This window comes from Flavobacterium sp. (genome assembly GCF_044376915.1).
Taxonomy (GTDB): Bacteria; Bacteroidota; Bacteroidia; order Flavobacteriales; family Flavobacteriaceae; genus Flavobacterium.
The window spans coordinates 1-12774 of the sequence record NZ_JBILKB010000058.1 but is presented as its reverse complement, the minus strand read 5'-3'; the positions used below and the strand labels follow the sequence as shown (position 1 = coordinate 12774).

Below are 12774 nucleotides of genomic sequence, written 5' to 3'. Positions count from 1 at the left end.
AATTTGCTATAAATGTAAAAAATACTATCAAATCCACCCAACAATTCTTATTTTTGCTTCATGGGAAAAAAGAGAACAGATAAAATCGTATTCGAAAACGTAAAAATCCTTGATGCAGGGGCAAAAGGTGTGTCGGTGGCAAAAGCACCCGATGGCAAAGTCATATTTCTTCCAAATGTTGTGCCCGGTGACGTAGTCGATGTACAAACCATAAAAAAAAGAAAAGCTTACTATGAAGGTAAAGCAATCAAAATTCATGAATTTTCAGAACACAGAATAACTCCTGTTTGCGAGCATTTTGGCGTTTGTGGGGGGTGCAAATGGCAAAACATGAAGTATAGCCAACAATTATTTTACAAAAACCAAGAAGTTTATAACAATTTAAAACGTATTGGCAAAATAGACCTGCCCGATTTTGAACCCATCCTTGGTTCTGAAAAGCAATTGTTTTATCGCAATAAAATGGAATTTGGATTTTCTAATGCCCGCTGGATGACTGATGCAGAAATTCAATCGGGTACCGAATTTGAAAATAAAAATGCGCTAGGATTTCATATTCCTAGGATGTGGGATAAAATTTTAGACATTTCAAACTGCCACTTACAAGAAGATCCTTCAAATGAAATTCGAAATGAAATCAAACGATTTGCCAATGAAAACAACCTTACATTTTTCAATGCTAGAGCGGTGGAAGGATTGTTACGAACGTTGATGATTCGCACGGCTTCAACCGGAGAAATAATGGTACTCATTCAATTTTTTGAAAAGGATGAAAAAAGTATTCAATTGCTGATGAACTTTTTATCGGATCGTTTCCCTCAAATTACTTCGTTACAGTACGTCATCAATCAGAAATTGAACGACACCTTATATGATCAAGAAATAATTCTGTTCAAAGGACGCAATTATATATTAGAAGAAATGGAAGGTTTGCATTTTAGCATCAATGCCAAATCGTTTTACCAAACCAATTCTGAACAAGCGTTTGAATTGTATAAAATCACTAGAGAATTTGCCGGATTGACCGGTAATGAAATTGTTTACGATTTATACACCGGCACAGGCACTATAGCTCAATTCGTTTCTAAACAAGCCAAAAAAGTTATTGGTGTTGAGGCAGTTCCAGAAGCTATTATTGACGCAAAAGCTAATGCTGAACGCAATACAATTACGAATTGTTCGTTTTTTGTAGGAGACATGAAAAATGTATTCAACGACGAATTCATTGCTACACACGGTCATCCCGATGTCATCATAACCGACCCTCCTCGAGATGGTATGCATAAAGACGTCGTAGAGCAAATATTAAAAATTGCACCGAATCGTATCGTTTACGTAAGCTGTAATTCAGCTACACAAGCTCGTGATTTAGCCCTGATGGATGAAAAATATATGGTTACACGTGTACGCCCAGTAGATATGTTCCCACAGACCCATCATGTGGAAAATGTAGTCCTTTTAGAACGACGTACTAAAAAAGAATAGTTATGAAGCAAATGCTAATCAAATTAGTTTTATCGATAGGAATAACCTGTTCGTTTTTCAATTGTGAAAAAGATGATATCTGTGCAGAAGGAACTCCGGTAACCCCGCGAATTATTATTCAATTTTATAATGCAGCACAACCAACTGTTTTAAAAAATGTAACACAACTAGGTGTTATCGACCCCAATAATACTTCTGGTATTTCATTTACAGGGATATCAAAAATTCAAGTACCCCTAAAAACTACTACAGATGTATCAACGTTACAATTCATACAAAATGGCAGCGATACTGACACAACCAATGACAATGTTGATGTATTAACCTTTACATATAATCGAATAGATAAATATGTTTCACGTGCGTGTGGATTCAAAACACTTTTTTATTTAGACGAAATGAATCCAGTAGTACTTTCAGCCGATGGAAACAATTGGATTCAAAATATACAAGTAATACAACCTAATATCGAAAACGAAAATGAAGTACATGTTAAAATTTATTTTTAGTCTTGCTTTACTGGCGCTTTCGATAAATGGAAACGCACAAGAAAAGGACACTACAACGGTAAGTTATCCTGAGCGCTATGGATTACGTTTAGGAATTGACTTACATCGATTGTCAAAAAGTTTCTATGAAAAAGATTACAAAGGATTGGAAATCATTGGAGATTATCGTTTGACACAACGTTTCTATCTCGCTGGTGAATTGGGAAACGAAGATAAAACAGTAGATGACGATCGATTGAACTTTACCACAAAAGGCACCTATTTTAAAGCGGGTTTTGATTTCAACTCATTTGAAAATTGGCTCGATATGGAAAATATGATTTATGTGGGAATGCGTTATGGTGTAAGTAGTTTTAGTCAAACGCTGAATAGTTATAAAACCTATGAACCTACTAATTATTATGGTGAGAACACGGTGATTTCTGGGGTAAAATATAATGGATTAAACGCGAGTTGGATCGAAATTGTTGGAGGTGTAAAAGCTGAATTATTTAGCAATCTTTATTTAGGCTTTTCGTTGCGTTTAAATTATCTCGTATCCAATAAAATACCAAACAACTTTGACAACTTATACATTCCAGGATTTAACCGCACATATGATGGTAAATTTGGCACTGGAATTAATTACACATTGAGTTATTTTATTCCCATATACAAGAAAAACAAGTCCCATTCAAAATCTGAAAAATTATGAAAACAAGACTATTTATTCTAATGGCATTAGCCTTTTCATTAACTAACTGCACAACAAATACAGAATTCGTTGCAGACCATATTTCTGGAAATTACCTTGGCGTATTTGAAAGAAATGGTGAAACTTCAACTGTTGAAATTAGGTTTATTGACGGTAACTTTATTGGAGAGAGCGAAATTGAAAAATTTCCAGCTATTTGTAATGGCGTTTATTCAACAGAGGACAATCGAATCACATTCACAAATAATTGTGTTTGGACGGCCGATTTTGACTGGTCACTTATTTTGAGTGGCGAATGGACTTTTAGCAGAAACCGATCCGAGTTAATTTTATTCAAATCAAATGGTGATAAATATACATTAATTCGGCAATAACAAATCTTTAATAAAAAAATCCCAATTTTTCAATTGGGATTTTTTTATTTACTTCGTCAAATACATTTTTCTTCGAGCATATAAATCATAGAATTGATCGTCTTTTAAATCGTCTATGAACAAGATGCTTTCTCCCGTTGATTTCATTTCTGGACCCAATGCCTTGTTCACATTTGGAAACTTACTGAATGAAAAAACAGGTTGCTTAATGGCATATCCTTTCAATTGTGGATTAAATGTAAAATCGGTTACCTTATTGTGACCTAACATAACTTTTGTAGCATAATTCACATATGGCTCCCCATAGGCTTTAGCAATAAAAGGTACGGTGCGTGAAGCACGTGGATTGGCCTCAATAATGTATACAATATCATTTTTTATTGCAAATTGAATATTTATTAAACCCACTGTTTGTAATGCACGAGCTATTTTCTGTGTATGATCTTTTATTTGTTGCAATACAAATTCACCTAAATTAAAGGGTGGTAACGTGGCATTACTATCACCAGAATGCACACCACAAGGCTCAATGTGCTCCATTATTCCAATGATGTACACATTGCCATCTGCGTCACAAATAGCATCGGCTTCGGCTTCAATAGCACCGTCTAAATAGTGATCCAATAATAATTTATTTCCAGGTATTGATTTTAATAAATCAATCACATGTTTTTCTAATTCTTGCTTGTTGATTACAATTTTCATTCCTTGACCACCTAACACATAAGAAGGTCTAACCAAAAGTGGAAAATCCAAACTATCGGCAAGAGTAGTAGCTTCTTCAGCACTTTCTGCTATTCCAAATTTTGGAAATGGAATATCCAATTCGGTCAATAAATCAGAGAAACGTCCTCTATCTTCTGCCAAATCTAGTGCATCAAAGGAAGTACCCAATATTTTTATCCCGTATTTGGCTAATTTTTCCGCTAATTTCAAAGCTGTTTGTCCGCCCAACTGAACGATAACACCCTCCGGTTTTTCATGTTGAATGATATCGTAGATGTGCTCCCAAAAAACAGGTTCAAAATACAATTTATCAGCCGTATCAAAATCGGTAGAAACTGTTTCAGGGTTACAGTTGATCATAATGGTTTCATAGCCACATTCTTTGGCAGCTAATACACCATGTACACAAGAGTAATCAAACTCAATTCCTTGACCAATTCTATTGGGCCCTGAACCCAGAACCACTACTTTTTTCTTATCGGTTACGATACTTTCATTGTGGACATACTTTGTACCGTCTAGTTTTTCAATTTCAGCTTCAAAAGTGGAATAAAAATAAGGCGTTACAGCTTTAAATTCAGCCGCACAAGTATCAACCAATTTATATACACGCTTGATATTTTGTACTTCACGAAGCTTGTATACTTGACTTTCCAAACAACCCATCATGTGCGCAATTTGTCGGTCACCATACCCTTTTTGTTTGGCTTCTAAAAGTAATTCTCTAGGAAGCGTATCTACCTTGTAAGTCGATATTTCACGCTCTAAATGAAACAATTCTTCATATTGCTTTAAAAACCACATGTCTATTTTTGTAATTTCATGGATTCGACTCAATGGAATACCCATCGCAATCGCATCATAAATAACAAATACGCGATCCCAACTTGCAAAGGTTAATTTCTCAATGATTTGTTCGTAGTTTTTATAGCCTTTCCCATCTGCTCCTAACCCATTTCGTTTAATTTCTAACGATTGTGTGGCTTTGTGCAAGGCCTCTTGGAACGAACGACCAATTCCCATTACTTCCCCTACGGATTTCATTTGAAGTCCTAACGTGCGATCTGCTCCTTCAAATTTATCAAAATTCCAACGGGGTATTTTTACAATTACATAATCTAAAGTAGGCTCAAACAAAGCCGAAGTCGATTTTGTAATTTGATTTTGCAATTCATCTAAATTATATCCCAAAGCTAATTTTGAAGCAATTTTAGCAATCGGATACCCTGTTGCTTTTGAGGCTAATGCAGAAGATCGCGATACTCTAGGATTAATTTCAATGGCTACTATATCTTCTTTATCATCAGGTGAAACCGCAAATTGTACGTTACAACCACCCGCAAAATTTCCGATAGAGCGCATCATTAAAATGGCCATATCACGCATTTTTTGGAATGTCGTATCTGATAAAGTCATGGCTGGAGCGACAGTGATTGAATCTCCGGTATGAATTCCCATTGGGTCCATATTTTCAATCGTACAAATAATCACCACATTGTCGTTGCTATCGCGCAACAACTCCAATTCATATTCTTTCCAACCCATTAAAGCTTTATCGATCAGTACTTCATGGATGGGCGATGCTTCTAAACCATAGGTTAAAGCCCCATCAAAATCTTCTTTTTTATAAACAATAGCGGCTCCCGTTCCCCCCAATGTAAATGAAGGTCGGATCACCAATGGAAAACCAAATTCTTGTTCTATTTCTTTTCCTTGAAGGAATGAATTTGCCGTTTTTGCTGGCGCTTGTGGCACCCCAATTTTATTAAGTAAGTTTTTGAACTGTTCTCTATCTTCTGTAATATTGATGGCGTTGATATCAACACCTATCAATCGTATTCCAAAATCTTTCCAAATTCCTTTTTCATCCGCTTCAATACACAAATTCAATGCGGTTTGACCTCCCATTGTAGGAAGAACAGCATCTATTTGTGGATGTGCTTTTAGGATTTCAATAATGGATTTTGTTGTTAAAGGTTTTAGATATACATGATCGGCCATAGAGGGATCGGTCATGATGGTTGCTGGATTGGAATTGATTAAAATTACTTCAATTCCTTCCTCCCTTAACGAGCGCGCCGATTGCGAACCCGCATAATCAAATTCACACGCCTGTCCGATTACGATAGGCCCTGATCCAATAATTAAAACCGATTTGATTGAATTGTCTTTTGGCATTGTGTTGTTGTTTTGTGTAGTATATTATGTAAAAGTAATAGGATTGAAATTTATATTAAAAAAGTGTCGGAAAAACTTATTCAAATTTTATAAACACTTTAAAAAAAAGCCGCTACTAATAAAAGTAACGGCTTTATATTGCTTTAAACTAAAACATTATTTTTTGTGTCTTGGTTCGCAAGAAACAGTCAATTTATGTCTTCCTTTAGCTCTTCTACGAGCAAGCACTTTTCTTCCATTAGGAGAAGACATTCTATCCATGAAACCGTGCTTATTTCTTCTTTTTCTTTTTGATGGTTGAAACGTTCTCTTACTCATTGTAGTATCTTTTAAATTCTATAAATAAAAATCTTTTTTAAAATGCCCAGGATACCTGTCCTGAAAACCGAGTGCAAATATACAAAGACTTTTTTCATTCGCAAGTACTTTTTTAAAAATATTTTTAATAGATTTTATTACCTTTGTAACCAATTAAAAATAATATTATGTTCCACAAAAATATCAAATTAGTTTTAGCTGCTTTAATTATTGGATTCGGAATTTATCAGTTTACCGAAAATGAAATTGGAAATGGCATCTTCTTATTATTACTCTCCACGATCTTTATTTTCCTATACTTTAAAAATGAATTCATCTTATTGGCGTTTTTAAAACTGAGAAAACAAGATTTTCCAGGCGCACAAAAATGGTTGGCTCACATAAAAAACCCAGAAGGCGCTTTAGTTAAAAAACAACAAGGTTATTACAACTATTTGCATGGCCTAATGGTTTCGCAAACCAATTTAAACGAAGCAGAGCGCTATTTCAAAAAAGCCATTGCATTAGGATTATCGATGGATCAAGATTTAGCATTGGCTAAATTACAACTCGCCGGAATTGCAATGACTCGCAGACGAAAAATAGAAGCTACAAACTTACTCAACGAAGCTAAAAAACTAGACAAGCAAAACATGCTTAAGGATCAGATTAAAATGATGAAAGACCAAATGAAGAAAATGTAATTTTTCAATTAATAAAAAAAAGCACCCACTTAAATTGGTGCTTTTTTTTATTTACTCAATAACATTTTACCGGCAATAACCAACAATACAACTCCGAATACTTTTTTTAGCATTTTTTGGTCAATAGTAAGCGCTAATTTACTTCCAAAAAAACCACCGATTACAAAAAACACAGCAATAACTGCCGCATAACGCCAATCTACATACCCTTGCTTGTAATAATTGTAAACTCCCGCAGCCGTTACCGGAACCATCAACACGGCCAAACTAGTGCCTTGCGCTTGATGTTGTGAAAATCCCAATAAGAGTACCAACAAAGGCACCATAATTATGCCACCTCCTATTCCTACTAGTCCGCTTAAAATACCAGCTAGTGTTCCAACTAATATTAAAGTCACTACAGTTTGTACAGTCATTTTTCTCATTTATTTAGTATACCCTGTTGTAGGAATCTCGATTTCATATTTTTTCCCAGAGGCATTTAACAACATTTTATCGCGCAACCAAGGATTGTGTAACTTCAAAATTTTATAATTTACCCCTTGACTTCTAGCAAACTGAGCCAAATTTGTAATGGTAGAATCAACCACAATTTTTTTAGTAGCTATTGGATAATACAATGCTTCTTTAGGAATAGAAAAACCATAATTAGCCGCATTTTTCATAATTTCTTTCAAGGCTAATATTCTAAAAACGTAACGCGACGTTTCTTCAGTCAACAACAAATCATAATAATTATCTACTTGTTGTTCTTCCATTTTACTTTTTATTCCACCAATCCCACCATTATATGATGCAGCAGCTAATGTCCAAGAACCAAATTTTTCTTTAGCCGATAAAAAGTACTTGCAGGCTGCTTCGGTAGCTTTTACCAGATGATAGCGTTCATCCACTTGATCACTAACTTCCATACCTTTTTCTTTTGCTGTTAAAGGCATAAATTGCCAAACCCCTCTAGCACCCGCAGGAGAAACTGCATTAACCAAGCCACTTTCAATTACAGCTAAATATTTAAAATCATCAGGAATACCATATTTTGCTAATATAGGCTCAAGAACAGGAAATACTTTATTAGCGCGTTTTATCACCAAAGTAGTGTTCGTATGATAATTCATATTGGTTATCATTTCTTTGTCTAAACGCTCTTGAACGTCTGCCATATAGGCTGGCACTTCTTCACCAGCAAAATCCATTTGCAAACTATATCCCATTGGAGCATATTGCGAAGTATTAGACACTACACTATAAACAAATACACTTCCTAAAAAGGCTGCTACTAAAACTACTGCATTTGTTTTTGAAATGATTTTTTTCATTCTATTTAATTTACTATTAATTGAGGTAAATTTTCATTCAACCACTTGAATTTATTAAGAATCATAATATGTGTTCCGCCTTTGACCACTATACAATTTTGAATGTGTTTGATGGGAAATACTTCATCTGCATCGCCATGGATGTGCACAATTGAAGCAACTCCTTCTTTTTGATTCCAACACAAAATAGTTTCTATAGCCCAATCCAAGTACCTCTTATCCCGAACCGATAAATATTTTTCATACAACTTGATGCGTTTGGCCACAATATTATCTCCAAATGCATATTTAACTAATTTTTCAATATCTGCCAACAATTGAGTTGGAATTAATTTATACGCCTTCGTACTTCGAGCTATTTTAAAGTGTGTGGGAAACTCGTTATGCGATTTTACACTGGAAATTATGATTACTTTCTGTGTGAGGATAAGCTTTGCCATTTCTTGGACCAACACGCCACCAAAAGAAACCCCAATTAATACGGGATTTTTATGCTGAATTTTTTGAGTCATCCGGGATGCATAACTTTCAATACTTTCTTTTTCATGCGGCAAAAACCACTCTAAAAAATGCATCTCAAATTGCGCTTCTGGCAATTTAATATTTTCAAAAATCGTTGAACTTGCCGCTAAGCCGGGCATAAAATAAACCGGAATTTTATTCATGGCTACCATGTGGAAAAAGATTCGTAAATTTGCATGCTAATAGCTGTTATCATGGAAATCAAAGATAATGAACTTTTAAGACAATTTGAAATAAATACCCCAACCGGTTTGGTAGCTATTGAATATGCTATTCAAGAACGAAAATTATTCTTAACGAAGTTTTGTGCCAATACAAATGAAGATGAAGACTTACACCTTGAATTTATCACTCAAGTACTTCAAATTGCAGAAGATCGAAAATTAAAAGTGGTTCCCACGCATGCAAAATTTATTAGTTTTTTTAGAAAAAATAGAAAATACAAGACCCTTTTACCTCCAGGCCTAATGATCTAATAAAAAAATCCCAAGTAGTACTTGGGATTTTTTTATTAAACTTCCGATAAACATTGAATACGCACACTTCCATCTTCGTCAATTTTTGTTAATTGAACCTCTTGAAGCATATTTACCAACGCAGGATCCCATGGCATTTTTACTTTCACATAATTTTCAGTAAATCCGTGGATATAACCCTCTTTATTTTCACTTTCAAATAAAACAGTTCGATTACTTCCAATCTGAGTTTCATAAAAGGCACGTCGTTTCTTTACCGAAAGTCCGCGTAACATTTTACTTCTTTTTGAACGAACATTAGCGGGTACAACGCCATCCATTTCAGCGGCTTCTGTATTATCCCGTTCCGAATACGTAAAAACATGTAAATATGAAATCTCCAAGTCATTTAAAAAATGATAGGTTTCTAAAAAATGTTCATCTGTTTCTCCTGGAAATCCAACAATTACATCAACACCAATACAGGCATGCGGCATTACCTTACGAATATTTGCTACACGTTCTGTATAAACTTCTCGCAAATAACGGCGTTTCATTTTCTTTAATATTTCATTTGAACCCGATTGCAATGGAATATGAAAATGAGGGACAAAAGTACGACTCTTGGCAACAAAATCTATAGTTTCATTTTTTAACAGATTGGGTTCAATTGACGAAATTCGCAAGCGCTCAATTCCTTCTACCTGATCCAATGCCTTAACCAAGTCTAGAAAAGTGTGTTCGTGTTTTTTATTTCCAAACTCACCTTTACCGTAATCGCCAATATTTACCCCGGTCAATACAATTTCTCTGATACCTTGTTCTGAAATTTCTTTTGCATTTTTCAAAACATTCTCTAAGGCATCACTACGAGAGATCCCTCTAGCCAATGGAATGGTACAATACGTACATTTATAATCACAACCGTCTTGTACTTTTAGAAAGGCACGTGTTCGGTCTCCAATTGAATAACTTCCCACATAAAAATCAGCTTCCTCAATTTCACACGAATGCACTTCTCCTTTATCATTTTTTGACAAATCGTTGATGTAATCAGTAATTTTGAATTTCTCGGTGGCTCCTAAGACCAAATCTACGCCATCCACAGAAGCGAGTTCTTCGGGTTTCAATTGCGCATAACATCCTACTGCTACTACAAAAGCATTGGAATTCAGCTTGATGGCTTTTTTAACAATTTGCTTGAATTGTTTGTCGGCATTTTCAGTAACCGAACAAGTATTCACCACATAAATATCAGCTATTTCTTCAAAATCAACTCGTTCAAACCCTTCCTTTTGGAAGTCTCGGGCTATGGTTGATGTTTCTGAGAAGTTCAATTTGCATCCTAAAGTGTAGAAGGCAACTTTTTTTTTGTTTTCCATAAGTAAAATTCAATTCATGAAATCGTTGTCAAAAAATTGAAGGACAAATTTAGGGACAAAATTAATAGTACCAAAATAAAAAAAGGCTTAACCGAAGCCAAGCCTTTTAAAAAATTCTTAAATTCCCCCTACAGAACTAAAAATCTTATTTTAATGAGACAAACTTAGGTTAATTTCCACCAAACGATTAATGTTAATTAACAAACGTATCAAATTAAGGAATAATCGTTATTATAATTTATTCTTTTCTGAATTTTTTTGTTTCTTCAAAAACATGTGTCAAGATAGTTGCATCTTGATCTGTAAATACAACATTTCGTCTTGCCATTACAATTTTTGCTGTTTGAAACGCTTTCTGAGTAAGATATGTAGAAAACCCTGCAGCTCCACCCCAAGAAAAACTAGGTACAAAATTTCGAGGAAATCCAGCACCAAAAATGTTCGCCGAAACGCCCACTACAGTTCCTGTATTAAACATCGTATTTATTCCACATTTACTATGGTCTCCCATCATTAATCCGCAAAATTGTAATCCTGTTTTAGCAAAACCTTCGGTTTCATAACTCCACAAACGAACTTCTTCGTAATTATTCTTTAGATTGGAATTGTTTGAATCGGCACCAATATTACACCATTCTCCCAAAACCGAATTGCCTAAAAATCCGTCATGTCCCTTATTAGAATACCCAAAAAGTACTGAATTATTGACTTCACCCCCAATAACGGAGTGAGGACCAACCGTAGTAGCTCCATATACTTTTGTGGCCAACTTTACCCTACCCGATTCGCACAAAGCAAAAGGGCCGCGAATAACAGAACCTTCCATAATTTCACTGTTTTTACCAATATATATGGGTCCGGTTGATGCATTCAAGGTTACAAATGCCAATTGAGCGCCTTCTTCTATAAAAACGTTTTCAGGCGAAATTACATTCACTGATTTAGGAATTGGCTGGGAAATACGATCGGTGGTAAGCAATTGAAAATCATCTCTAATGGCACGATCATTTTTTGAAAAAATATCCCAAGTATTGACAATACGCACCAATTCGTCCTCAAAAGACAGCAATTCATACTGATTAAAATCAACTTCTTCTTGAGTGTCTTGGGTATAAAAGGCTACTATTTCTTCTTCAAAAACAATCGCTTGCTTTGCTTTTAAATTTTGAATCCAATCCACTAAAGTAGCATTGGGCAAAAAGGAAGCATTAATCATTACATTCTCTTCCATTTCAACCATAGGAAATTTATCCATTAAATATTCCTCAGTTACTGTAGTCGTGGTAGATCCTAAGTAATTTTCCCATTTTTCACGAATGGTTAGTATTCCAATGCGAATATCCGCTACTGGACGCGTAAACGTAAAGGGGAGCAATGCATTTCGAACAGTACCGTCAAAAAGTATATAGTTCATTTAATAATTTTATTTATTCTGAAAATCAAAAATACAATTTATTCCATAAAAAAAGCCTCACATAATGCGAAGCTTTATTTTTATTTAGTAAAAAACAAAAATTATTTTGCTTTTTTAGCGTATTTGCTGTTGAATTTATCAATACGACCTGCCGTATCAATAAGTTTCGATTTACCTGTGTAAAAAGGGTGAGACGTTCTAGAAATCTCCATTTTAAAAACGGGATACTCAACACCTTCGTGAGTAATTGTTTCTTTTGTTTCTACTGTAGATTTAGTAATAAAAACATCTTCGTTTGACATGTCTTTGAAGGCTACTAATCTGTAATTTTCTGGGTGAATACCTTTTTTCATTTTGTAAATCTTTTTATTTGACGATTCTATCTTATTTCGCGGCTCTACCAACATAGAGGTGTAAACAAAATACAACCTTTTGGTTTATAAACTTTTTAATTTAGGGTGCAAAATTACATTTTATTTTTAATATAGCAATGTTTATGTAACTTTTTTTTATTTTCCACCTCTAATAGAGTAACGAGAAGAATTCTTATATTTGTAAATTAATTAAATCCATCAACTATGAACGAAATTATCAAAAAAAACGGAATTAAATACGGAACAATAAGTGGCTTATTCAGTGTATTTTACATGATTGCATTATATGTAGTAGATTACAAACTGTTTATTAATATTTGGCTTGGCGTAATTGTAATGCTTGC

The 12774-nt window shown here is 34.5% G+C and carries 14 protein-coding genes; 6 read left to right on the top strand and 8 right to left on the bottom strand.

Going from position 1 to position 12774, the window contains the following annotated elements:
- The first annotated feature begins 60 nt into the window (after positions 1-60).
- From rlmD to ACIQ6Z_RS07095, 4 genes are read left to right on the top strand one after another with little or no spacing between them, the layout of a single operon-like run.
- The gene (gene rlmD / locus ACIQ6Z_RS07110) at positions 61-1485 is read left to right on the top strand and encodes a 23S rRNA (uracil(1939)-C(5))-methyltransferase RlmD (RefSeq protein ID WP_396210223.1); all 1425 of its coding nucleotides are present in this window, start codon (positions 61-63) and stop codon (positions 1483-1485) included.
- Positions 1486-1487: 2 nt separating this feature from the next.
- Entirely contained in the window at positions 1488-1994 is a 507-nt protein-coding gene (locus ACIQ6Z_RS07105) for a DUF6452 family protein (RefSeq protein ID WP_396210222.1), read from the top strand.
- The gene (locus ACIQ6Z_RS07100; protein ID WP_396210221.1) at positions 1975-2688 is read left to right on the top strand and encodes a DUF6048 family protein; all 714 of its coding nucleotides are present in this window, start codon (positions 1975-1977) and stop codon (positions 2686-2688) included. The genes ACIQ6Z_RS07105 and ACIQ6Z_RS07100 overlap by 20 nt, the downstream gene beginning before the upstream one ends.
- A complete protein-coding gene (locus tag ACIQ6Z_RS07095) occupies positions 2685-3062 on the top strand; it encodes a hypothetical protein (protein WP_396210220.1) in 378 nt (125 codons plus the stop codon). The genes ACIQ6Z_RS07100 and ACIQ6Z_RS07095 overlap by 4 nt, the downstream gene beginning before the upstream one ends.
- A 48-nt stretch (positions 3063-3110) precedes the next feature.
- Here ACIQ6Z_RS07095 and carB read toward each other — a convergent pair whose 3' ends face one another.
- Positions 3111-5966: a carbamoyl-phosphate synthase large subunit gene (gene carB, locus ACIQ6Z_RS07090; protein ID WP_396210219.1), complete on the bottom strand. Its 2856-nt coding sequence runs from the start codon at positions 5964-5966 to the stop codon at positions 3111-3113.
- Between the two features lie 156 nt (positions 5967-6122).
- A complete protein-coding gene (gene rpmH / locus ACIQ6Z_RS07085) occupies positions 6123-6284 on the bottom strand; it encodes a 50S ribosomal protein L34 (RefSeq protein ID WP_091315350.1) in 162 nt (53 codons plus the stop codon).
- Positions 6285-6451: 167 nt separating this feature from the next.
- Here rpmH and ACIQ6Z_RS07080 point away from each other — a divergent pair, with 167 nt between their 5' ends.
- On the top strand, positions 6452-6967 hold the full coding sequence (locus ACIQ6Z_RS07080) for a DUF2892 domain-containing protein (protein WP_396210218.1): 516 nt from the start codon (positions 6452-6454) through the stop codon (positions 6965-6967).
- 47 nt (positions 6968-7014) lie between these two features.
- On the opposite strand, the gene ACIQ6Z_RS07075 is transcribed toward ACIQ6Z_RS07080, so the two are convergent.
- Genes ACIQ6Z_RS07075 through ACIQ6Z_RS07065 form a run of 3 tightly spaced genes read right to left on the bottom strand, consistent with a single transcriptional unit; the run spans position 7015 to position 8948 of the window.
- Positions 7015-7383: a sulfite exporter TauE/SafE family protein gene (locus tag ACIQ6Z_RS07075; protein WP_396210217.1), complete on the bottom strand. Its 369-nt coding sequence runs from the start codon at positions 7381-7383 to the stop codon at positions 7015-7017.
- A 9-nt stretch (positions 7384-7392) separates the two neighbouring features.
- Complete coding sequence (locus ACIQ6Z_RS07070; RefSeq protein ID WP_396210216.1) at positions 7393-8283, bottom strand: lytic transglycosylase domain-containing protein; 891 nt, start codon at positions 8281-8283, stop codon at positions 7393-7395.
- A gap of 5 nt (positions 8284-8288) precedes the next feature.
- On the bottom strand, positions 8289-8948 hold the full coding sequence (locus ACIQ6Z_RS07065) for an alpha/beta hydrolase (protein WP_396210215.1): 660 nt from the start codon (positions 8946-8948) through the stop codon (positions 8289-8291).
- Positions 8949-8999: 51 nt separating this feature from the next.
- On the opposite strand from ACIQ6Z_RS07065, the gene ACIQ6Z_RS07060 reads away from it, so the two are divergent.
- Entirely contained in the window at positions 9000-9281 is a 282-nt protein-coding gene (locus tag ACIQ6Z_RS07060) for an N-acetyltransferase (protein WP_396210214.1), read from the top strand.
- A 35-nt stretch (positions 9282-9316) separates the two neighbouring features.
- Here the strand turns inward: ACIQ6Z_RS07060 and mtaB are convergent, their stop codons facing one another.
- The 3 genes from mtaB to ACIQ6Z_RS07045 form a co-directional block, all read right to left on the bottom strand.
- Positions 9317-10642, bottom strand: a complete 1326-nt coding sequence (gene mtaB, locus ACIQ6Z_RS07055) for a tRNA (N(6)-L-threonylcarbamoyladenosine(37)-C(2))-methylthiotransferase MtaB (protein ID WP_396210213.1) — start codon at positions 10640-10642, stop codon at positions 9317-9319.
- Positions 10643-10880: 238 nt separating this feature from the next.
- Positions 10881-12056, bottom strand: coding sequence for a GlmU family protein (locus ACIQ6Z_RS07050; RefSeq protein WP_396210212.1), 1176 nt, complete (start codon positions 12054-12056; stop codon positions 10881-10883).
- A 101-nt stretch (positions 12057-12157) separates the two neighbouring features.
- Positions 12158-12409: a type B 50S ribosomal protein L31 gene (locus ACIQ6Z_RS07045; RefSeq protein WP_026724762.1), complete on the bottom strand. Its 252-nt coding sequence runs from the start codon at positions 12407-12409 to the stop codon at positions 12158-12160.
- Positions 12410-12774: the final 365 nt, after the last annotated feature.

Coding starts and splice junctions, on each gene's coding strand:
- rlmD (WP_396210223.1), top strand. CDS start 61: ATGGGAAAAAAGAGAACAGATAAAATCGTATTCGAAAACGTAAAAATC.
- ACIQ6Z_RS07105 (WP_396210222.1), top strand. CDS start 1,488: ATGAAGCAAATGCTAATCAAATTAGTTTTATCGATAGGAATAACCTGT.
- ACIQ6Z_RS07100 (WP_396210221.1), top strand. CDS start 1,975: ATGTTAAAATTTATTTTTAGTCTTGCTTTACTGGCGCTTTCGATAAAT.
- ACIQ6Z_RS07095 (WP_396210220.1), top strand. CDS start 2,685: ATGAAAACAAGACTATTTATTCTAATGGCATTAGCCTTTTCATTAACT.
- carB (WP_396210219.1), bottom strand. CDS start 5,966: ATGCCAAAAGACAATTCAATCAAATCGGTTTTAATTATTGGATCAGGG.
- rpmH (WP_091315350.1), bottom strand. CDS start 6,284: ATGAGTAAGAGAACGTTTCAACCATCAAAAAGAAAAAGAAGAAATAAG.
- ACIQ6Z_RS07080 (WP_396210218.1), top strand. CDS start 6,452: ATGTTCCACAAAAATATCAAATTAGTTTTAGCTGCTTTAATTATTGGA.
- ACIQ6Z_RS07075 (WP_396210217.1), bottom strand. CDS start 7,383: ATGACTGTACAAACTGTAGTGACTTTAATATTAGTTGGAACACTAGCT.
- ACIQ6Z_RS07070 (WP_396210216.1), bottom strand. CDS start 8,283: ATGAAAAAAATCATTTCAAAAACAAATGCAGTAGTTTTAGTAGCAGCC.
- ACIQ6Z_RS07065 (WP_396210215.1), bottom strand. CDS start 8,948: ATGAATAAAATTCCGGTTTATTTTATGCCCGGCTTAGCGGCAAGTTCA.
- ACIQ6Z_RS07060 (WP_396210214.1), top strand. CDS start 9,000: ATGGAAATCAAAGATAATGAACTTTTAAGACAATTTGAAATAAATACC.
- mtaB (WP_396210213.1), bottom strand. CDS start 10,642: ATGGAAAACAAAAAAAAAGTTGCCTTCTACACTTTAGGATGCAAATTG.
- ACIQ6Z_RS07050 (WP_396210212.1), bottom strand. CDS start 12,056: ATGAACTATATACTTTTTGACGGTACTGTTCGAAATGCATTGCTCCCC.
- ACIQ6Z_RS07045 (WP_026724762.1), bottom strand. CDS start 12,409: ATGAAAAAAGGTATTCACCCAGAAAATTACAGATTAGTAGCCTTCAAA.